We start from the raw sequence: 22130 nt of genomic DNA on the forward strand, positions 1-22130 counted from the left end.
AAGGACTTGGGCTTCTGCATGCCCCATTCTGGTGGCCAGACCCATTGCTGTCACTGGGATCTGGGCAGATTTATGGGCGTCTGTGGAGAGCTCGGCCGCTGATCTACGCGCAACAGGCTCCTAGCGCGACCTGCGCACGCGTCTGAGAAGGCGAGCGCCTGAAATGGCCTGGTAGCCAATGGGAGCCCACCCTGGGTCCCATACCAACAAAGCCCACAAAAGCAACCGCACGACCATGAATCGAGCACGCCTCAAGCCAAAGGAGCAAAGGGGTTGACTTGAGGTATTCCTCAGCTTGACTCGACGGACATAAACACCCTCGCAACGGCGTCCATATTTACGCGCCCTGCAAAAATTGCTTAGAAAAATGAGCAGCCCAATCAAAAACGCACTCAAGCCCCTATTGAAAGGGTCAAGGGCAGCAGCCATTGGCGCCCTGGGCTCAGTCTGTCTTTTGGCCTGCGGCTCGCAACTGAATGCCTATGCGCAAACAACAATCACCGTTGATAATAAATCTGGCCTCACATCCTCTACTAGTGGCAACCTGGGATGGTTCTACGGATTCAATCAAGGCGGCAATATCAATTGGAATTCCCTACCCTTCACTGGCTCTACTTCCTTCCCATTGCCAACGGGGGGAAAAGGCGGAACCTTGCAGATCATTTTGGCAGACCCGACCGGCATCAAAACCGGCCAATCACCTGGCACCGTTTTAATTGGCCCAGGCTACAGTCAGTTGTATGAATTTGCAACAGCAACCAACCCTTACACACTTGACATTAGCTGGGTAAATAATTTTAGCTTTCCCTCAACCGTTGCAGCGCCAGGGCTGAACTCGATTGGAATTAAACCGACCCTAACGCGGAGCGCAATTTACAGCAAATACACCACCTTTGCAAAGGAGCTGGGCTACGGAGACCTAGTCATTAGCAATCAGTTCTTAACCTCAGCTTTCTCTAATAACGTCAGAAGCCCATTCAGCCTCCCACCTGGCACCGCTCCGACCAGCAATCCTCAGGCTTACCAGTTCATCCTAAATCCCGGTCAGGCTGTGATCCCGGGAGCCATCAACCTCATTTCCAATGCAGTGGCAGCGGACATAAATACATCCTCTTTTGATAACATATGGGGAGATTTTCTGAGACGCGTTCAAGCGAAGAGCAGCTTTAAACTATATTCCCCACCGTACAAATCGGATTTACCAGCAGCAACCGTGACGGGCTCTACCATCAATAATATCCCTGCAGCAAGCATCTTTGGCAACTTAGCAGTCGCGAACAACTACGCCGCCACCACAACACTAGACCCTTCAAAAATTTACTACAACGGATCCGCTAGATTCACGGGCCTTCAATTCACAGGCGTTCCAACCGGCCCGAGCACAACAACAACAGCCTATATCCCAACACCAAGCGATATTTCGGCTCAACTTCTCTGGAAAACCAAACAAAAAAACCACAATATTATCATCCCGAACACCCAAAACGCAGCAACGATGGAGGTGTCTGCCAGTGATGCTGCCAAGTTGCAGCCTGGGATGTTCCTGGTTAGCAGCAATAATTACTTCACCAATCTCTCAGGTGGCACTACGTCTGATGTGATGATCATGGCCATCACGCCCAACAGCGGCAGCAACAACAGCGTAACCCTTACGCTGTACTCGCCAGGGGGCAATCTACAGACCACAGCACCCAAAAATGAAAACAACGCTGTCGTACTTTTTTCCAATATCAACGATCGTTCGCAGGCCAACTCACCGGCTGCTGTCTGGCTTGCAAACAAGTGGCCGCTGGATTCCAACCAGACTCTAGACAACCAGGTATATTGCAACTCCACAATGGACTGTCCCGTTTCAAAATGGGTCGGGCAAATCAAAACCCAGCTCAATCAAGCAATCAACTGGGGTTCGCTGGCCTCCACGCTGCCTACTGGCGACACTTTGATCAATACCGTTTGGGCGAACCCTGCTAATTGGTACACCAATACCGATGAAAACGGGAATCCTGCTTACAACATCTATTCGGCGTTCTGGCACACGCAGGATGTTGCTACAGCATTTGACACTAACCAAGATCCTTACAAATCTTTTGCCGCTGCCTACGGATTCTCCGTAGATGAGAATCCGTACACCGGCTTTCCTGGTAGTTCGTCGCTTCCGACCTTACAGGTTCCATCCAAGTGGGACGGAACCCTTCAAGCCGGCAATCCCGTGACGATCACCTTGCAGGAGTGGGGCAGCACTCCACCGCCAGACCCCTGCAGCGCGGTTGATGACGTGGTGTGCTGGAACGCAGCCTCAGGCCCATTCAGCCTAAACACAAACTGGACATCCTCTCAACTTCCTAACCCAGGCACTCCCTTTAGCCTGATCAGTTTCCAGGCTCCTTATGCCATTACTGGTGGAACGGCTACCAATAACATCACCAACTTCAAGGCCCAGGGAATTGAATATGGGGTTGGGACTGGATCTTACACAATCGATGGAGCCCCCATCACACTCACCGGCCGCAATGGGTTCGCCATCAGCAACGAGAGCGGCACTACTCAGACTATTTCGGCGCCGCTGACTCTGACCGGCAGCTCGCGCCTGAGCCTCAACGTGACGGAAGACTCCAGCCTCACCCTCACCGGCGGCTTAACCTCTGCCCAGGGCTGGCGGAAAGCTGGAAGTGGGCTGCTCTCCCTGGATGGGCTCAGCAAAGGCACTGAGAGCACCGGCCGGATCTCCATCGCCGGCGGTACTCTTTCTCTTAAAAACAACAGCAACATTTCCAATTATGCCGGCATCGGCTCTGCCCTATCTACGGTGATCGAAGGTTCAGGTACCCTGCCGGGCACGGGAAAGAGCTCCATTCAAGGTATGTTGGTTCCTGGCGATATGGATTCACCGATCGGCCGACTGGCCTTCACAGGTGATCTAAACATTGGCTATGGCGGCGGTGCCATTCTTCACAATCTCTCCGTAAATCCTGCCAGCAGCGACTTGATAAGTGCTGCCGGCATTCTCACGATTTCCCCTCAAAACAGCACTCTCTCGATCGGCTCAGTTACTGGCACTACAGCCTCCTATTGGATCCCATTGATAACCGCAGGCAGTGACAGCTCGGTGAGTGGGGCTTTCAGTCGCATCTTTGGCCTTAGCGAAAACCGAACCATCGTCTACCGAACATCAGGGAGCCGCCCCGGGGTCTTTCTGCATTACAACGGAGATACACCCATTCCAACAGGTGATTGCATAGACCCTGGCAATCCCGCCAACGATGCAAATCCCTATGCCACCACCTTCTGTGGAGGCAGGCTGATAATTAACACCAACTCGTCTAATGATAACTGGCTACTAGAAAAGGTATCAGGCGCCGGCACGAACCGCATCGATCTTGCTGGCTATTCTGGCAACTCAAACTTCACTGGGGTTTTCAGCGGAGAAGGAGATTTGACATTAGAGAATACTGGTCAGACCTTCAATGGATCAATGACGCTCAGCGGCGACAGCACCTACACAGGGCTTACCACCATACGCACTGGTGCCAGAGTCTTCATCAACGGCTCGATTGCACCGTCCGCTTCACTGACAGTTCAGTCTGGCGGATTAGTCGGAGGCAACGGTCTTCTGCCTAGCACGGCGTTGAATCCTGGTGCAATAATTGCTCCTGGCAATTCGATCGGCACCCTAACCGCTGCGAATCTCACCCTGAACGGCGGCACGATTGCAGCAGAAATCCGGGGGCCGCAGAACGACCGCATCAATGTAACTGGCAATGTGACCGACTTCACCGGCACAGCTGCGCTGATCCCCTTCGGGGGTGGTTCACCTTTTCCGGGCTTTGTCTACACTGTCGTTGACGCGTCCAACAGTACCAACTTCGCCTCATCCTCAAGCCTGAATCTGGATCAGTCGTCTGTGAGCAGTGCTTTGCTGCGGTTCGGCACAACCCTGCGTCAGAACCCCCTAAATAATCCTCAAACCTTCGCAGTGCAGTGGAAACCCAATAGCACTACCGGAGCCACCACTGCCGCGATGCAGGCACTGGGCAACGGCAGCAATAATGCCCTCTGCCTGGCAGGATCTCTGGACAGAGCCTTTAACGCCCTTACGGACGTCGCCACCAACAACAAGAACAACAGTGGTAATGCCATCGGTGCCACTGGCTTCACCTCAGGCCAGGCCAAAGCAGCGGGAATGAGCTCTGGCTTTGTGGAAGCCCTCAACAACTTGGTGTTGCTGCCATCCAGCAACCAACTGGTGTCGGCCGTGAACTCGCTTTCCGCCCAGCCCTATGCGGCCTTCCAATCTGTGGGACTTGAAACCCTTAAGCAGCAGCGCGAAACGGTGCTTGCCCAGGCTGGGCAATGCCTGAACAACGGCTGGATCATCAACGGCAAGAAGGCGAAGAATCCACTCTGTGCCTTTGCCTTGGCCCAGAACAACAGCAGTTCCGTTCGCGGCAACGCCGACTTGGCCTCTTACAATGCTGGGGTATTTTCAAGTGGTATTGGCCTGGAGTACTACCCCTCCAACCAATGGAGTGTGGGTGTGAGTTACGGCTACGGTACCTCATATGCCAACAATTTCTCAACATCATCCGCCTCAATCAACGCAGGCGTGAATAGCCTCAACCTTTTTTCCCAGTACAGGCCTTCAGAGCAATGGCATGTGCGCGGACTGCTGGGCTACAGCAGCTTTAATATCGATGCAAGCAGATCCATCGCTTTTATCGGCAATGACTCCTCCCTCACCTCCAACACAAACGGCAATGGGTTTACTGCTGCCATCGAAACTGACTACGCATTCCCACTCACCAAACCGTCCTCGCCCACCCAGGCAGTAATCAAGCCGCTTCTAGGACTTGCCTGGGGCAGTTATGCACAATCAGGATTCTCCGAATCAGGCAATGCTCTCGCACTCTCCGTAAATGGCAATACATCTAATAGCCTTGTAACGACTGCAGGCGTTGAGTTCAGCACCAGCCCAATCCCTCTGAACACATCAAAAACAATGAGCATTCGGCCCTCACTATTGGTGGCCTATCAGGTGGACGCACTTGCGAACAATAGCTCTAACAAGTCAATGATGTCGACGTTCTCTGAAGCCTCCAGCGCCTGCGAATCATGTAAGACAGAGGGCCAGAACCTGGGGACCAATGGCTTAAATATAACCGCTGGTGTTGACTTGCAATTTAACGATTCAACATCTCTCTACGTTAATGCCTCTTACGAGACATTCACCAACGCTTCCCAGTATGGATACGGCGGTGGCTTGCGTGTTCGCTTCTAACTCGTTAACTGAGCGATATCGGCCACGCCTGCAAGCGGAGGAAGCCTAGGGACTCAGATGATTAAAGCCTGACCTAGATGAGCTAACTGAAGCGTTGTCGCGGGATTTCGCTGATGCCTAATGTTGTCAACCTATCGTCACGGGACATACGCACGGGTGCAAAGCGGCTCGCAAAAACCCCAATGTTTCTGAATACTTTAAAGGGGCCTTCCAGCCCCCACGGATCATTTGGGTGATAGACCCCTACGGGCCATTGCGACAACTACGCTTCTCTGTGACGGCAAGGAATTGCAAGGAACAGCCGGGAGCACGAAGTAAGCTGAAGGTGCGGAAATTTCCGCGTTTTTTCCGCGCTTGCGGAAAACTGGCCTCAGAGGAAATGACCAATGGCGACCACCAAAGCAGCCAACGTATGGGAGGCCGGATTCCGTTCCGCCATCCGCACCGGCAGGGCCGGATGGACCGTTTCGAACAACCGTGGCCGAATCCAGCTCAGGGTGCGATCAGCCAACGGCAAGGTCGAGTCGGCATCGCTGCCTCTGGAATGGTCACCAGCCAGCCAGGCTGCGGCCATGCAACTGATCGGCAGGATCTACCAGATCGTGGCAACCGGCCAGCAGACGGTGAAGGGTGCCCTGCAAACGGTCGTGGATGGCAGCGACACCATGAAGACGGGCACCAACTGGAGCTCCGCCGTGGATGGCCTGCGGGCGGAACTGATGAATGGGCGGAATGAAATCCTCCCGGCGACGTGGAAGTCCAACTACCAGCAGTACATGGAGGAAGCCCTGCGGATCTTGGATGGCCCGAACCCACCTCACGATGGGCATGGGCTCCTCCAGCGCACTCTTGAGCGGTGGAAGGGCAAAGCGGCCAGCCGTGCGGCCTGCTGCATCGCCATCCGCAACCTGACCGATCACGCTATGGCCAGGCATCACGCGGCGGCCTGTTGGACCATCACGGCGCCGATCGTGAAGAACCTTCGAGGGAAGACATCAGAGAAGCGGACCAAGGCCACCCTTTCTGATTCGGAAATGCTCTACCTCATTGAGGGAGTGGATCGCCGGAATCCTGGTTGGGCGAACGTGCTCCGTGCCCTGGCCCTGTTCGGGCTGCGGCCCATCGAGTTGCAGCATCTGGTCCCAAAACCTGACGACCAAGGGGTGTTGAGGATGTGGTGCAGCTACCGGAAGAACTGCGGCGGCCAGCTCACGGCGCCCCGCTGGCTGCTGCCTGCGCCGCTGCACATGGCCTCTGGAGAGCGTCAGGATTGGAACATCACCGGGGCGATGGTGGCGGGCTTGCTGGAAATCCCAGAGGGGCGTGATGGTGGATTCAGGGTGCTGAATGGCCACTACGTGGAGCAGTTCCTTCGAATCCAACCGGAATGGAAGGAACTGAAGGCGATCTACACCGCCAGGGGGGAATGGTTGCGGCCTTACACCTTCCGGGACAGTTACAGCCTGCGGTGCCACCAGCGAGGGGTGGAAGTGGGAGCGATCGCCTCCGCCATGGGCCACAGCCTGGCGGTCCATGCCAGCAGCTACAGGTGGGCATCAGAGGCAACCACTGCTGCGGCGTTTGAAGCGGCCTTCCCTGCCTGAGGGCATGGACAAGCCCCGGGGAACCGCGATGGATGTTGATTCAGGATCAGCCCCCTGAATCTGTGGTCAGCCATCCCTGACTCTGTCGATCTCACGCCCTTTATCAGCCCGAACGACCTGATGGCACTGCACAGCTAGGAGCCTCAACGATCAGGAGGCGCTCCACCCAGCCAAGCAGGTGCATCTGACCACCCCAAGCGATGCGCAGCTCTGGCAGAGCAAGCGGGCCTGAGGCTGGACGGCCTGAAAAAGGGGGGAATTGAAAGTTGGAAAGCTGGGAGTGAGGCACCCGGTAACTTCCATGACTTCCTCCGTATCCGCCCAGTGGATCCCAACCCCTGAGATGGCCGTCCGTCTAGGGATTCATCCAAAAACCCTCCTTCGGCTTCGTCGCCAATCGTTCGCACCATTCAGTGAGGGGATGCACTATCGCCGTGGGGGCCTGACCACGGCAGCTCCGCTCCAGTGGCACCCGGAAGCCACTGAGTCGGCCTTCACCAGCTTCCGGCGGATCGACCCGGCAGCGGTCGAAACCTTCTCAGGTTCGAGGTCTTGAGCCATGTCCCTCGTCACTTTGTCCTTGTGCCGCCAGCCGATCCACAACCCGGGGATGCAGGCCCTGGCTGAAGTCTGCCCAGGCGATCGGCTGCCCGCTGTCATCGTCGCGGGGGATGGCGAATGAAAATCGCCCAACTGCTCTCGCCAGAGCAACCGGGGGAATTAAAACCAGAAACCTCCGCCCATTTTTACGGTGCCACGGTCGCCCCCACCTGCCCCACCGGGGTCAGCCCTGCCGCTGCGCTATCTCCCGCCCATCGCCAACAACTGCTGGATGAACTGGGCAGCGATGACGCCGTGCAGGTGGCCATCGACTACGGCGCCCGCAGCGTCACCCCAACTGAGGCCGCGGCCCTGGGCTACCGCTACCAGGGCCACGTGACCGGGGGCCTCCTGCTGCCCTTCGGTGGTGACTTCGGGCAACTGCGTTGCGACGATCCACCTGTCGCACCCAACGGCGAACGCCTCAAGTACCTCAACCGGGTCGGGAAGCCGCAGAGCGCCGTCACCTTCGGCAGCGGTGACCCGAAGATCGCCACCGAAGGCTGGAAGGATGCCCTGCGACTGCACCTGGCCACCTGTCAGGCGGTGCAGGGCATCGCTGGGGTCACGGCCCACAAACTCCTGGCGCCATCGGTGGAGCTGTTGATCTATGACGCCGACGCCCGCGATAACCCGGCAGTCTGGTCCCAGTTGATCGCTGCAGGACTGAATCGCAGCAGGCTGCGATTGGCGTTCTTCCCCGTTGACCTGGCCGGGCCGAAGGGGGGCGCTTGTGAGTTCTTCAAGGCCGCGACCTATGGGGCGTTCGAATCCATCGAGCGGTTCAAGGCCCGTGAGCTGATCCGCCTGCTGTCACAGCAATGGGACCGCAACCTACGGGTGGATTGGCAGCCGCTGGCCATGCGTCACCTGGCGCGGCTGGCCGTGCTGGCGGGGTTTAACCGCGATGCGGTGCGCCAGTTGGTGGCTGGCGCAGCAAAGGGCATCGGGTTCCCTGTGGACTCCGCCAGGCGGATTGTCACCGTCGAGCAGCACAAGCAAGCCCCGCCGCCGAAGCCGCTACCGGCTGATGCCCCACCAGAGGCGCAGCTTGTTACCTGCGCCGGGGCGGTGCCGGAGTGGAGCGCCAACGCAGGCTCGTGGGCCAATGCCCTAGGGGCTGGCGTTGGCGATCGTCTGCGCATGAACCTGCTGAGTTCCCGCATCGAGTTCGATGGCCGCGACCTGCGGGCCGACACCGAGGAACTGTTGTACGTCTGCGCTCAGCAGGCGACCTGGAAGGTCAACAAGGTTGATTGCTTCGACGGCACCCGCCAAGTGGCCCGCGCCCATAGCTTTCATCCGGTGCGGGAGTACCTGGAGCGGGTGGCTGCCGATCCAACGCTGCCCACGATCGACCTGGATGCCATCGCCGCCCGTTACCTGAGCGTTGATGATTCGCTGAGCGCCGCAATGATCCGCTGCAAGCTGATCGAAGCAGTTGCTCGCATCTATGAGCCCGGCTGCCCATCGGTGGGGGTAGTTGTGCTGCGGGGGGCACAAGGCATCGGCAAGACCGAGTTCTGGCAAGCCCTGGCCGGAGCGTTCTATGTCACCAGCCGCGACACCGACAACGGCAAGGATCAGGCGATGTCGATGCACCGCGCCTGGTTCTACGACTTCGACGAGCTGGACAAAATGACGACCGCCAAACAGGCGGCATCGGTGCGCTCCACAGTTTCAACCAACTGCGACACGTTCCGCCCGCCCTATGCCCGGCGGGAAGAAACCTTCCCCCGGCAGTTCGTGATGGTGGCAGCCGTCAATGGCGACGGATTCCTAACCGACAAGGAAGGCAATCGGCGGTTCTTGGTGATCGACTGCCCGCATCGCAAGGACAGCGGGGCCTTCATTGATGGCCCCGGCGCGAAACGCGACAGGGACGCGATCTGGAAGGCGGCGGTGGAGGCATACCGGGACGGGGCACCGTGGCGGCTGACGCCAGCGGAGCAGGCTGCCAGCAACGTCCGCAACAGCAATTGGGAGGCGGTTGACGAATGGGAGCCGGCCCTGGCGAGTTGGGCTCAGACCTCACGGACGCCCGGTGGATTCGACACCCGAGAGGCAATCGTTGGCGCGAACCTGCGGCTGCTTGAGTCGATCACCAGGGCCGATGAAATGCGAGCCTCCGACGCGCTCAAGCGAGCGGGTTTCGTGCGAAGGAAGCACGAAGTCCACCGGCCCGGCAAACCGAAGGCGCGGGTCTGGCTGCCGGGCGGGGGTGACATGGACCGTCACAGCCAGCCGGGAGGGCCGTCCTTGGCGCAACCGGCGCAACCTTGGCGCAACTTTTTCGAGGAGGTTGCACCAGCCGAAACCCATAGCAGCGCAAGCGACCTGCCCCCCTTGACGCAACCTACGCAACCTTTTTTGGATTACTTCGAGGAAGAAAGACATAAGGGGTCACCCCTAGAGGGGGTGCATACCCTTCCTAGTAACAAGGAGGGGGAAAAGGCTGCGCCGGTTGCGCCAACGCCCCAAACCGGCTGTGAAACAGCCGATCTGGGATGCCGCACCACCCCGGGGGGGCCTCCGACGGTTGCGCCAGAGGACGGCCCACCCCCCGGCGGGCTGCTGACTACGCGGGAGGCCGTGGCCGAGGCGCTGCGGGCGTTGAAGCTGGCCGCGACCCACCCCAGCGTTACCCGCCAAGTGCTGGGGCACCTGGGCGCGGGATATGGGCGCCTGGCGGTGACGGCGGCAATCGAAGCCCTGCGGGATGAGGAGCGCGCCGACGACCCGACAGCATTGACCCGTTAAGGCTTGATCCACCCGGGCGGCGAGGCCCAACTGACATCAGCCCCGATGTGCAATTCTCTGGTGCTTCCGGGGCCACGCAGGAAAGATGAGGGCATGTCCAACCGCCTGCCCCACCGTAAGCTCGACCCCGAGATGGTAGCCAAGGTGCGCGAGCTGGCCGCCCTCGGCCTTCGCCTGGAATCCATCGCAGCAGCCGTGAGCATTTCCTATGGCGGCCTCAAGGCTTGGCTTAAGAACGCCCGTGAGGGGGTCTGTACCGAGCTTGAAGCCGACCTACTTGCTGCGCTCCATGAAGGCCGCCAGGCGGGTGAGAAGGCCCTTGTGGCAAAGCTGTTGGCTAGTCAGGACACCGCCGACGCCCGGTGGCTACTGAGCCACAGCAACGCATGGCGCACTGGCTGGAGCGATAACAGCGCCGTCACCCGTGAAGTGAACCGCGCCATGGGGCAGGTGGTAAGTGCGATCGAATCCGCAGGGCTCAGGGCCGACCAGCGCCAGGATCTACTGCTGCGTCTTGCTGCTGCTGGCATAATCGCCGCGCCAGACAATGCGGAGTGATCCGATCCGACAGGCCCTGGCCCGGATGGACCTGGCGGAGCTTGAGGCGCAACTGGCTGAAAGGCCCGCGGGCACGTTCAAGGAGTTCGTTTCCCGCGTGGCCCCTCAAGTCGCCTTCTACCGCCATGTCGAGCTGTTGGCCGACGTGCTCCAGCGGGTTGCTGATGGTGGGCACCGCCGGGTGCTGATTCTGCTGCCACCACGGTCTGGGAAAAGCCTCTTGTCCTCGCGGTTGCTGTCTGCTTACTACCTTCGCCGTCACCCTGGCCTGTGGGTTGGGATGAGCAGCTATGGCGCCGACCTTGCCGAGGGCTTCAGCCGCGAGGCGCGAGGGTTCTACACCGCTGATGGGGGAACCCTGGACCGTTCGAGCAAGTCTGTGGGCCAATGGGTGACGGGTGCTGGTGGCGGGTGCTGGGCGACGGGTGTCGGTGGTGCGACGACCGGCAGGGGATTCTCGCTGGGGATCGTTGACGACCCGACCAAAGACGCGCAGCAGGCCGACAGCCCCACCTACCGGGAAAGGATGGTGAGCTGGTGGGAATCAACGTTCGCAACCCGTGCAGAGCCTGGAGCGGCCCTAGTGGTTGTACAAACCCGATGGCACATCTCCGACCTTGCTGGGCACCTATTGGCGAAGGAAGCGGAGGCACCGGAGGGTTGGCATGTTGTGAACCTGCCTGCCATTGCTGAACAGCAGAACGAGCCCACTGCCTGGTCGCAGGAACCGGACTTTCGGGAGCCTGGTGAGCCGCTGTGTCCTGAAAGGTTCGACTCCGATGCATTGGCCAAGATCCGGGCAGGAATGTCGGCCCGATGGTGGGAGGCGCTCTATCAACAACGGCCCAGCATTGCTGCCGGGTCGGTGTTCGTTCGGGAGTGGTTCAAGTTCTACGAACCGCCAGAGGTGCCAAGAAACTTTGTCCGCCTAGTGGCTTCGATCGACTGCACGTTCAAGGGCACCGATGGCTCTGATTTTGTCTCCTTGCAGGTCTGGGGTCAGCACAGCACCGGCATCTGGCTGCTGGATAACGACACCCGCCGACTGGGCTTCACCGGAACTCTTTCGGCCATCACCGCCAGCCACCAGCGGTGGCATTGGGGCGAACTGCTGATCGAAGACGCGGCCAACGGGCCTGCGGTGATCGACACGCTAATTCGCCAGGCGCAGGGCTTTTCTGTGAGGGCGGTCAGGCCGTTGGGCGGGAAGGTGGCACGGGCGAACGCTGCGGCTGTGCAGCTCGAACAGGGCCAGGTGTGGTTCCCACGGTCGGCGCCATGGTTACAGGGTTTCGTGGATGAGCTGCTGAGCTTCCCCAGCGGCGCACATGACGATCAGGTGGACGCCATGACCCAGGCGCTCAACTACATCGCAGGCACCGGACCCATGCGGGTGAGCACCGCCATTTATGGCCGTGGCAATGGCACCCCCACGCGTGAGCCGTTCTCGCCTCTGCCGGATGAGGATTGGAAGCGCAGGAGTCAACTAGAGACGGCGAAGCAGGCCGCCCGCAAGGGAGCGGTGGGGTTTCGTGGCGTTTTTCATTCGTAATAGTGCCAGTCGGCACACCCGCCAGGCTTCGAGTCGATTGGACACAGCCGAACCCCGTCAATGGACAGCGCATCACACGCCGACCGGTCGGATTGGCATGTTGCTTGTTGAGAATCCCGGGCCAGATAAAGCCCGACTGGCACAGCCTCCGCTGAGCACCTGTCTGGCCAACAGGTGTTCAAGCGGACAGGTGCTCAGCTGGCATGGGTGACCTGGCGGCCATCGCCAACGGGCTAACACCAACCGACTGGGCGATACGACAGCCTACAAGAAATCCCTGCAACCCTCGCAATTAGTTAGGAGCCAATCCTCTGAGTGCATAACAGCGCAACCATGGACAACATACTCAAGAAGCCAAAAACCTCTGTGGCTACTGCTACGACTGGCGCTTTGTGTGCGAACAAATTCCTCCCAAACAGATGGCAATGACGCCACCTCCTATATTGAGGATCTGATATATCTGATGAATTGAGCTCTCAGTCTTCATGGAAATCCCATTAAAAAGCATAATGGTCCCAGCGAGAAAGCCGAAGGCTGCTGTTAAAGAAAAGTGCTTGCCAAGACCGCGCAACTCCAACACGGCAGGAGGCAGCGGCACTAAAGGAGAATTTTCTGCCCTTGATGCAAAAGATTCCAGGCTTTCGTCTTGTCTTATTCCTTTCTCTCTTCTCTTAACAGAAGTTGCATGATTGAAGACTTCTTCAAGAACTTGATCTATGGGCAATCGTCCAATGATCCGGCCATCCTCGGCGGCCAATACATATGTCTTCTCCGATCTACGAGATCTTTCCGCCGATGGCGTCATATCATCCTTGATCTTCCGGTCACGATTTGCTATTGCTACTGCAGCCCTAAAAAGTGATGCATCGCCTTCGCTTGTCCCTTCCATATAGTCACATAAAGAGTAGGCTCCGAACTTTAAGAGATCTTCATTCATTTGTCGAGCCAATGACTTGGTCTTCACTAAGCGGCTGTGCTTCTCGTTTTGGCTGATCTCCGTGACCCGAGCCGAGACGTGCATTTATCTGCGCAGCGATTCGCAAGCCACCCCATCGCCGTTCTTATCGAGGTAGCTGTGCCCCTGCTTCAGCAACTCCTGGGCCTTGGCGAAGCTGCCGATTTCCTTGCAGCGGTAACGACCTCCCGACTGTGCGGGGCTCGGTTGTAGTGCACCCCCTCGGGCTCGACCAGTTTATCTGCCGCTGGAGAAGTTCCCCTGACTCCCGCTGTGCCGCCAGTCCCATGGTCTTGTGATGCAACCGGGAACTGACCACACTCCCAGCCGAGCAGTCTCAGCCGCCCATTCAGCTCTTGTTACTCATCTCAACCTTCTGCCAGTAGAAGCCGCCTGGACTGGGCTTGCCCTCGGCAAGCACCTTGGCACCAGCTGACAGCGGAACAAAGGCAAGGCAGGCCAGGGCAGCAGGCGCTATGAGAGAGAGGCGCATTAGTTCGCGTCGAATTAGCCCATCCTCTCTGGTTTTACTGCGCTTGAACGGGTGTGGGAACAGTGAGCGGGCACCGCTGCCCCTTTGATGCCTGCCCCCACCCTGGAGAGCCTGCTGCTGCTGGCCTTGAGCGTTCCCGACTACCGCCTCCACCTGATCGGAAGGCTCCGTCCTGCTGTGACAGGCTGAAGTTATCCCCGCTTCCGCATGGCGCGGAAGAGCTGGAAGGTCGGCTGGATGTCGTCAAAACTTCGCAGATTCCCTTATTGTTCAGGCGAGATGTCAGATGGCTAGAGGCATGACAGAGGCTGAACTGGCTGAGGATAATCTATTCAAGGCGGCTGTCAGCTATTCCCTCAGGAAGGGTAAGATGAAGGCTGAGGGTGACGTTGATTCGGAGCGATCTCGACCAACCGGCCAGTCGTTCGTATTGGCTGCCGCTGATGGACGGGTGATCGACCGGATTCCATTGGCTTTGGTCAGAAAAGAGGCTGCCAGGTTGACAAACCTTCCCCAGGAGCTAGCTGTCAGGAGGAATGAAACAGCAGATGAAAGGATTGCACGCCAGAGGGCTAGGAGGGAGAGCGGAGCACTTGCTGCATCTACAGCACCCTTCGGCAAAACAGCACCCTGCGCCATCAAGTTAACCGGCTTCCTTCTCGCCTTACCAGTCGGATTCTTTGCTGCAGGATTCTTTCCAGAAGGAGCTTCAACAAAAGTGATCGCGGGCCTTATTGGAATTGTATTCCCTCCCATCATGGGACTTCTTTTGTCTGACTGGGTGAAGGGCGGAGCCAAGGGAGGCTTCATCAAAGCGATTGGCAAGGCCACAGCAATGGCAGGAGCGGGTATCGCTGCATCTTTCGTGCTGTTCAGTGCGATCGTCTTTCTATCGCGACCTAGCGACATTCTCAACGATGGCAGCGCCCGGGCGGACTGTGAAGCGAACCTGAAGCAGAAATTACGCGACCCAGCCTCCTATGAGCCCACCGGTGAATGGGCGAACGGGGGCGATGGCCTCGCCTCTGGTGGAGGGAAGGCCACGTGGACATGGAAGTTCCGCGCACGCAATGGATTTGGCGGCATGAATGTAAGCGTCGCTTCCTGTGTTGTAGACAGTGCCACTCAATCAGTAACCGCAGAGGTCATGATGTCCGAGTAGTCCAGCTTCGCCCTTTCAGCGCACCCCGAACAGGCGCCGTCTGCCTTGGTGCGTGATCCGCTCCGGCAGGTCGCGGCCAGGGGTCACTTTCAGGTGAGCGTTCGATCAACTCTGCCCGGATCTTGTCCGGGGCCATTGTCAGCGGGCACCAGCGACCCATTGGTTTTTCAGCGCAGCGATTCGCAAGCCACCCCATCGCCGCCGCCGTTCGGGGCGGACCAACTTCGCAAGTGACCCTGCCCAAGCGAAAGCCGCAGCAGCACCGCCCTGGCCACTTACCTGAGCCCTCGGCCACCAGTGGGAACACTTGGTGGGCACAGCTACCCCCTAGTGCTCACAGCGTCCAAGGCACTACTGGTGGCTACCCAGACTCATATTCTTCCGCGCTTTTTCCGCGCTTGCCTTGCGGACGAAAGCTGAAACCCTGAGAAGTCTTGGTATAACTACTAAAAAGGGGCCTTCCAGCCCCCACGGATCATTTGGGTGATAAGGCTGATCTACCCCATCTCCCTAAGGAGTCAGGCGGCCACAGGGGCGGTCTGACGGGAGAAAGCAACGATGTTGTTCGCTGTTACGTGTGTGCTCTTACCGAGCAGGCTTCAGTCACCCTCCTGATACCCCGTCGAAACCATTGCAGCCCCGGGAAGGTCCCGCCACGGGAGCGGGAGAAATGGAGCTGAGCGGAATCGAACCGCTGTCCGAAGCATTGGTGTGAGCCACCTAGTCCGCCCAAGGACGGACCTTGTCATTGTGGCAGCTGAACAGGGATCCAGGGTGGGGCAACACGGGTGGGCATGACCGAACCGTTCGAGGCTGTGGCGGTGCTGCCCCAGGGGCTGGAGGCCGAGGGGGCCGCCGAACTCGTTGCCCTGGGGGGAGCGGACGTGCGGCCCTTGCGGCGGGCCGCCAGCTTTCGCAGCGATGCCGCGGGCTTCATGCGCCTGCACCTGCGCGCCCGCCTGCCCTTTCGGCTGCTGCGCCAGCTGGCCTCCTTCCCCTGCACCAGCCCCCGGGAGCTCTACGCGGGCGTGCAGGCCGCCGCCGACTGGGACCTGTGGCTGCCCCCCTCGGCCAGCTTCCGTGTGGAGGTGAGCGGCTCGGCGCCGGGCCTGAGCCACAGCCACTACAGCGCTCTGCAAGTGAAAAATGCCCTGGTGGACCTGCAACGCCAGCGCTGGGGCGAGCGCTCCAGCATCGACCTGGACAACCCCGACCTCGCCCTGCATCTGCACCTGGGCGGCGGCCGGGCCGCCCTGAGCGTGGAGGGCTCCAGCTCCAGCCTGCACCGCCGCGGCTACCGCGCCGCCCTGGGCCTGGCGCCGCTCAAGGAGAACCTGGCCGCCGGTCTGATCGCCCTCAGCGGCTGGGATGGCACGGTGCCCCTGGCCGACCCCCTCTGCGGCTCCGGCACCTTGCTGATCGAGGCGGCCTGCTGGGCGCTGGGGCGCGCGCCCGGGCTGCTGGAGCAGGCGGGCGGAGTTCCGCGGGCCCGCACATTTGCCTTCGAGCGCTGGCCGGAATTCGATCCCGTCAGCTGGCGCGATGAACTGGCCGCCGCAATCGCCCTGCGCCGCGACACCCTCTCAGATGGCTCGGCGCTGGCGCCGATCGTGGGCTGGGAGCGGGACCCCGCCGTGCTGGAGCAGGCCCGCACCAACGCCCAGGCCGCCGGGGTGGCCCCCTGGCTGCAGCTGAGCCAGGGGGATGCCCGCGATTTCGTGCCACCGGAGCGACCCGGCGTGCTGGTCTGCAACCCGCCCTACGGCGAGCGCCTTGGCGCCGATGAGGATCTTGAAGCCCTCTACGCCGACCTGGGCCAGGTGCTCAAGGAACGCTGCTCCGGCTGGAATTTGTGGCTGCTGAGCGGCAACCCCACCCTCACGGGCGCCCTGCGCATGAAGGCGCGCCGCAAGATTCCCGTGAGCAACGGCGGCCTCGATTGCCGCTGGCTGCACTACGAGATCCGCTGAGCGCCGCGCTCGACAACCGCACCCAGGCGGTGCTGCGCTTGCTGGAGGGTCGCTGATCCAACTCGATCAGCGCATCAATTGATGCCTAATCTGATGCCAGTCAACACCTCGGCGCCACCAGTCCAAGCAGACCATGCGCACCACCGTCACCCTGGACGATCAGTTGCTGGCCCAGGCCAGTGAACTCTCGGGAATTCCCGAACGCACCCAGCTGCTCAAGCAGGCCCTCCAGGCCCTGATCGAGCGGGAGAGTGCCCGGCGTCTGGCCTTGCTCGGCGGCACGGAGCCCGAGCTGAAGCCGATCCCGAGGCGCCGCCCGGCCCGGCCGTGACCCTGCCGTGATCCTTGCGGACACCTCGCTCTGGGTGGATCACCTGCGCGGCGCCCATGGGCCGCTCTCCGTGGCGCTCAGCGATCAACAGGTGCTGATCCACCCCTTCGTGCTTGGCGAGCTGGCCTGCGGAAACCTGCGCCATCGGGCCTCGATCCTGCGCCTGCTGCAAGCCCTCCCGGCCGCGGCCGTGGCCAGTGACCTGGAAGTGATGCAGGTGATCGATACGCACCAGCTGATGGGGCGGGGCATCGGCTACATCGAGGCCCACCTGATCAGCTCAACCATGCTGAGCCGGGCCAGCCTCTGGACCCAGGACCGGCGTCTGGCCGCGGTGGCCGAAGCGCTGGGGATCCGTTTCCAGGCCCCTTAATCCCGCCCCAGCACAGCCCGGGTGGTCTTGCTGAGGCCGGCGATCGTATCGGGCAGGTAGGGCCCTTTGGTGAGCTGGCCGCCGATGCGCAGGAACAGGCCCGCAGCCACCAGATTGATCGCCCCCACCACCAGGGCCGCCGTGGTCCAATCCAGGCCCTTGGCGCTGTGGAACCAGAGCAACAGGGCGGTTTCGGCGGCGATCAGCGACAGCAGCACCAGCACCAGACCGCCGCTGAGCAGCAGAGCGCCCGCGATCAATCGCCGCTTCTCCCGGTCGACTTCCTGCAGGGCGATGCGCACGTGCAGATCCATCACCGAGGCGACGATCGCCGTGACCCGGTTGGTGGTGCTCATCGGGAGCGGCGGCCCGAGGCCAGCAGCAGACCGGTGAGCAGGCCGACGCCGGCGGCGATGCCCAGGGCCAGCAGGGGCTTCTCCCGCACGGGCTTCTCGATCTTGGGCCGCAGGCTGGTGTTGAGCTCATCGAGCAGGTTCTCCAGCTGCCGCTCCAGGGGCTCGAGGCTGTCGGCCAGCTGACGGGTCTGATCGCCGGCCCTGTGCAGCAGCTCCAGCAGCTGCTCCTGCACCCCGTGGGCGGTGCGGCCGGTCTTTTCGGTGATCACCGAGACCACCTCATCGAAGCTGCCCCGGGTGGCCTCAAGGGTGTCGCGGGCCACCTGGGGCCATTCCTTCTGAATCGTGGGCAGCAGGGTTTCGAAGCGCTCGCGGAAGCGGTCGTGGCTGCCCGATGGGGAATCGGAGGTCATGGGATGGGGAGCGCTTTGGCGCCATGTGCTCTCAACGTAGGCAGCACCCTTGAGATTGTGAGGACAGCCGCTACATTTGCCTCGCTCGGCGCACGGGCCTGTTGGTTCACATCAATCAGGTCGGGCTTACCCACTTCAAGTCCTTCGGCGGATCCCTGACGATCCCGTTGGACGAGGGATTCACGGTGGTCACGGGCCCCAACGGCTCGGGCAAGAGCAACATCCTTGATGGGGTCCTGTTCTGCCTGGGCCTGGCCAACAGCCGCGGCATGCGCGCCGAGCGGCTCCCCGACCTGATCAACAGCGCCATGCTGCGCGAGGGCAAGGCCGCCGAGACGGTGGTGAGCGTGCGCTTCGATCTGAGCGACTGGCAGCCCGACGAGGCCGAAGCGGGGCTGGAGCGCAGCGGCGAAGGTCCCTGGATCCAACCCGGGCAGACGGAATGGACGGTGACCCGGCGGCTACGGGTGGCCCCCGGAGGCACCTACAGCAGCAGCTACGCCGCCGATGGCGTCCCCTGCAACCTGCAGCAACTGCAGACCCAACTGCGGCGCCTGCGGGTGGACCCGGAGGGCAGCAACGTGGTGATGCAGGGGGACGTGACCCGCATCGTTTCGATGGGCGCCCGGGACCGCCGCGGCCTGATCGATGAGCTCGCTGGCGTGGCCCTGTTCGACAGCCGCATCGAGCAGAGCCGCGCCAAACTCGAGGAGGTGCAGGAGCGCGAGGAACGCTGCCGCATCGTTGAACAGGAGCTGCTCGCCAACCGCCAGAAGCTGGAGCGCGACTGCGCCAAGGCACGCCTGTATCAAGACCTGCGCCAGCGCCAGCACCTGGGCCGCCTGCAGGAACAGGTGCTGGTGGTGGAGGCGGCCCGCAGCCAGCTGCAGGAGCTGCAAAGCCGCCAGAGCGCCCTGACTCAGCAGCAAGGGAGCGAGCGCGAGGCCCTGGCGGTGGCCGAGCTGGAGCTGCAGGGGGCCTCCGCGAAGCTGGAGGCGCTGCAAGCGGAGGTGAAGGCCCTCGGCGAAGACGCCCTGCTGGCGGTGCAGGCGGAGCTGGCGGGCCTGGAGGCCAGCGGCCGCGAGCTGGCCCGCCAGGGGGAGAAGCACCAGCAGAGCGCCGAGGGCTTCCAGCGCCAGCGTCGCCAGCTGGCCGAGCAGCAGGTGGAGCTGCGCAACCAACAGCGCAGCCTCAGCGAAAGCGACGACCTGAGTGCCCTTGAGCAGGCGGAGGAGGCCTGCCGCGCCGGCGAGGCGGCCGTGGAACTCTCCCGCCGCCGTCTCGGGGAAGTGGCGGGGCGCTCGGGCACCTGGCTGCAGGAGCAGCAGCAGCGCAGCCGCGAGCGCCAGGAGCTCCAGGCCCGCAGCGGCCCCCTCCAGGCCGAGCAGCAGCAGCTGGTCGAGCGGCTGCGCCAGGAGCAGGAGCGCCTGGGGGAACTGGAGAGCGAACTGCAGCAGGAGGCCGGCAGCAGCGACAGCGTGCAGCAGGGTCTGGCGGAGCTCGAAACGGAGTGGCAGCAACTGCTGGAGGCGCTCAAAACTGACCAGAGCCAAGCCCAGGAGCTCGCCGAGGCCCTGGCCCTGCAGCAGCGCACCCGCGCCCGGCTGGAGCAGGAGCAGACCCAGCTGGAGCGGGAGATCGCCCGGCTGGAGAGCCGCCGCGAGGCCCTGCAGGAGAGCCGCGGGACCGGCGCCCTGCGGCTGCTGCTGGAGTCGGGGCTGGAGGGGCTGCACGGACCCGTGGCCCAGCTGGCGGAGGTGGATGAGCGCCACCGGCTGGCCCTGGAAGTGGCCGCCGGCGCCCGGCTCGGCCAGGTGGTGGTGGATGACGACCGCATCGCCGCCAGGGCGATCCAGCTGCTCAAGAGCCGCAAGGCGGGCCGGCTCACCTTTCTGCCCCTGAACAAGATCCGCGGCACAGGCGGCGGCAGTGGCAGTGCTGGTGGGGCCGCCTTCGAGCGCGGCCGCGGCCCCTCAGGCGCCTCGGGGAACACCGGCGGCCTGGTGGGCCGGGCCGTGGAGCTGGTGCGCTACGAGCCGGTCTACGCCGAAGTGTTCCGCTACGTCTTCGGTGACACCCTGGTGTTCAGCGACCTGGCCAGCGCCCGCGCTGAGCTGGGCCGCTGCCGGGCCGTGACCCTCGAAGGCGAGCTGCTCGAAAAGAGCGGCGCCATGACCGGCGGCAGCCTGCAGCTGCGCGCCGACCGGCTCAGCTTCGGCAGCGCCAGCGACCACGATGAGGCCGAACCCCTGCGTCGGCGCCTGCTGGAGGTCGGTGAAACGCTGGTGGCCAGCCGCCGCCAGGAGAGCCAGCTGGGCCAGCGACTCGAGACCCTGCGCCCCGAGTTGCAGCGCAAACAGCAGCGCCAGGCCGCCCTGGAGGCCGAGCGCCAGGCGGCCCGCAGGGCCCATGGACCGCTGCTCCAACGGCAGCAGAACCTCAGCGACCGCCGGCAGCAGGCCGGTGCGGCCCAGGCGGAGCACAGCCAGCGACTGGCCGCGCTGGAAGCGGAGCTGGCGCCGCTGCTGGAGCGCCTGGCGGCCCTGGAAGCGGCCGAGGCGGCCGCCCAGGGTTCCGGCGACAGCGGCCGCTGGCAGGGGCTGGAGCAGGAGCTCAGCGCCGCCGACAGCGCCCTGGCCCTAGCCCGAGCGGCCCGCGACGAAAGGCTGGCGGCCCGCCGGGAGCGCGGTCTGGCGCTCGAGCGGCTGGGCAACCAGCTCGAAAGCCTCGTGGCCGATGAACAGCGGCTCAGCCAGGAGGTGCAGGCCCTGGCCCAGGAGCACGGCCGCTGGCGGGAGCAGCTCAAGCAGGAGCAGGAGCGCCGCACGGCTCTGGAGGCCCAGCAGCAGGAGCTGCAGCAACGCTTCGGGGAGCGCCGCCGGGCCCGGGACGGGGCCGAGGCCCAGGTGGCGGCCCAGCGCCAGGCCCTGCAGCAGCGCCAGTGGGAACTGCAGCGCCTGGGCGAAGAACTGCTGGCCCTGGCCGAACAGGAGCGCTCCGGGGCCCTGCGGCTGGAGCAACTGGAGCGGGACCTGCCCGATCCCCTGCCGGAGCTGAGCGAGGAGTTGCGCGCAGCCGGGCTCGAGGCCCTGCAACAGGAGCTGCGCCAGCTGCAGGTGCGCATGGAGGCGCTGGAGCCGGTGAACATGCTGGCCCTGGAGGAACTGGAGCAGCTGGAGCAGCGGCTGGCGGAGCTGGAGGCGCGGCTGGAGGTGCTCTGCAAGGAGCGCGAAGAGCTGCTGCTGCGGATCGAAACCGTGGGCACCCTGCGCCAGGAGGCCTTCATGGAGGCGTTCACGGCGGTGGACCGCCATTTCCGCGAGATCTTCGCCGGCCTCTCCGAGGGCGAAGGCCACCTGCAACTGGAGAACCCCGAGGCGCCATTGGATGGAGGACTCACCCTGGTGGCCCATCCCAAGGGCAAAGCGGTGCGGCGGTTGGCCTCGATGTCGGGGGGAGAAAAATCGCTGACAGCCCTCAGCTTCCTGTTCGCCCTGCAGCGCTTCCGCCCCTCACCCTTCTATGCCCTCGATGAGGTGGACAGTTTTCTCGATGGGGTGAACGTGGAGCGACTGGCGGCGTTGATCGCCCAACAGGCGGACCAGGCCCAGTTCATGGTGGTGAGCCACCGGCGGCCGATGATCGCCGCCGCCACCCGCACGATCGGTGTCACCCAGGCCCGAGGCGCCCACACCCAGGTGGTCGGGTTACCCCCGGCGGCGTGACCA

General features: G+C 62.1%; 14 protein-coding genes and 1 pseudogene. 10 read left to right on the plus strand and 5 right to left on the minus strand.

The features are described 5' to 3' along the window. The first annotated feature begins 367 nt into the window (after positions 1-367). Entirely contained in the window at positions 368-5275 is a 4908-nt protein-coding gene (locus KBZ13_RS12760) for an autotransporter outer membrane beta-barrel domain-containing protein (RefSeq protein ID WP_255009698.1), read from the plus strand. 370 nt (positions 5276-5645) lie between these two features. Here KBZ13_RS12760 and KBZ13_RS12765 read toward each other — a convergent pair whose 3' ends face one another. Next, positions 5646-5849, minus strand: a complete 204-nt coding sequence (locus KBZ13_RS12765; protein WP_255009700.1) for a hypothetical protein — start codon at positions 5847-5849, stop codon at positions 5646-5648. Here KBZ13_RS12765 and KBZ13_RS12770 point away from each other — a divergent pair. The 4 genes from KBZ13_RS12770 (at position 5848) to terL (ending at position 12349) form a co-directional block, all read left to right on the plus strand. Next, positions 5848-6879, plus strand: coding sequence for a site-specific integrase (locus KBZ13_RS12770; protein ID WP_255009701.1), 1032 nt, complete (start codon positions 5848-5850; stop codon positions 6877-6879). The two genes, KBZ13_RS12765 and KBZ13_RS12770, sit on opposite strands and share 2 nt — an antisense overlap. A gap of 861 nt (positions 6880-7740) precedes the next feature. Then, positions 7741-10239, plus strand: coding sequence for a virulence-associated E family protein (locus KBZ13_RS15750; RefSeq protein WP_255009703.1), 2499 nt, complete (start codon positions 7741-7743; stop codon positions 10237-10239). Between the two features lie 93 nt (positions 10240-10332). Continuing rightward, on the plus strand, positions 10333-10797 hold the full coding sequence (locus tag KBZ13_RS12780; protein ID WP_255009706.1) for a hypothetical protein: 465 nt from the start codon (positions 10333-10335) through the stop codon (positions 10795-10797). A gap of 25 nt (positions 10798-10822) precedes the next feature. Then, complete coding sequence (terL, locus tag KBZ13_RS12785; protein WP_255009708.1) at positions 10823-12349, plus strand: phage terminase large subunit; 1527 nt, start codon at positions 10823-10825, stop codon at positions 12347-12349. A gap of 376 nt (positions 12350-12725) precedes the next feature. On the opposite strand, the gene KBZ13_RS12790 is transcribed toward terL, so the two are convergent. Together KBZ13_RS12790 and KBZ13_RS12795 are read right to left on the minus strand one after the other, a co-directional pair. Next, positions 12726-13286 (minus strand): hypothetical protein, encoded by a 561-nt coding sequence (locus KBZ13_RS12790; RefSeq protein WP_255009710.1) that lies wholly within the window; start codon positions 13284-13286, stop codon positions 12726-12728. 84 nt (positions 13287-13370) lie between these two features. Continuing rightward, positions 13371-13472 (minus strand): annotated as a pseudogene (locus tag KBZ13_RS12795) (excalibur calcium-binding domain-containing protein); the annotation flags it as partial. A 623-nt stretch (positions 13473-14095) separates the two neighbouring features. Between KBZ13_RS12795 and KBZ13_RS12800 the strand changes: the two are divergent. The 4 genes from KBZ13_RS12800 (at position 14096) to KBZ13_RS12820 (ending at position 17633) form a co-directional block, all read left to right on the plus strand. Next, positions 14096-14959 (plus strand): hypothetical protein, encoded by an 864-nt coding sequence (locus KBZ13_RS12800; RefSeq protein ID WP_255009712.1) that lies wholly within the window; start codon positions 14096-14098, stop codon positions 14957-14959. 794 nt (positions 14960-15753) lie between these two features. Further along, entirely contained in the window at positions 15754-16929 is a 1176-nt protein-coding gene (locus tag KBZ13_RS12810; protein ID WP_255009714.1) for a class I SAM-dependent RNA methyltransferase, read from the plus strand. A gap of 133 nt (positions 16930-17062) precedes the next feature. After that, the gene (locus KBZ13_RS12815; protein ID WP_255009715.1) at positions 17063-17260 is read left to right on the plus strand and encodes a type II toxin-antitoxin system VapB family antitoxin; all 198 of its coding nucleotides are present in this window, start codon (positions 17063-17065) and stop codon (positions 17258-17260) included. A 7-nt stretch (positions 17261-17267) separates the two neighbouring features. Then, positions 17268-17633 (plus strand): type II toxin-antitoxin system VapC family toxin, encoded by a 366-nt coding sequence (locus tag KBZ13_RS12820; protein ID WP_255009717.1) that lies wholly within the window; start codon positions 17268-17270, stop codon positions 17631-17633. On the opposite strand, the gene KBZ13_RS12825 is transcribed toward KBZ13_RS12820, so the two are convergent. Then, a complete protein-coding gene (locus tag KBZ13_RS12825; protein WP_255009718.1) occupies positions 17630-17989 on the minus strand; it encodes a phage holin family protein in 360 nt (119 codons plus the stop codon). The two genes, KBZ13_RS12820 and KBZ13_RS12825, sit on opposite strands and share 4 nt — an antisense overlap. Then, entirely contained in the window at positions 17986-18402 is a 417-nt protein-coding gene (locus KBZ13_RS12830; protein ID WP_255009720.1) for a glycine zipper domain-containing protein, read from the minus strand. Before KBZ13_RS12830 ends, KBZ13_RS12825 begins: the two co-directional genes overlap by 4 nt. A gap of 101 nt (positions 18403-18503) precedes the next feature. Between KBZ13_RS12830 and smc the strand changes: the two genes are divergently transcribed. Then, entirely contained in the window at positions 18504-22127 is a 3624-nt protein-coding gene (smc, locus tag KBZ13_RS12835) for a chromosome segregation protein SMC (protein ID WP_255009722.1), read from the plus strand. The last annotated feature ends 3 nt before the right edge of the window (positions 22128-22130 follow it).

Source organism: Cyanobium sp. ATX 6F1 (assembly GCF_024346315.1).
In the GTDB taxonomy this organism is placed as follows: domain Bacteria; phylum Cyanobacteriota; class Cyanobacteriia; order PCC-6307; family Cyanobiaceae; genus ATX-6F1.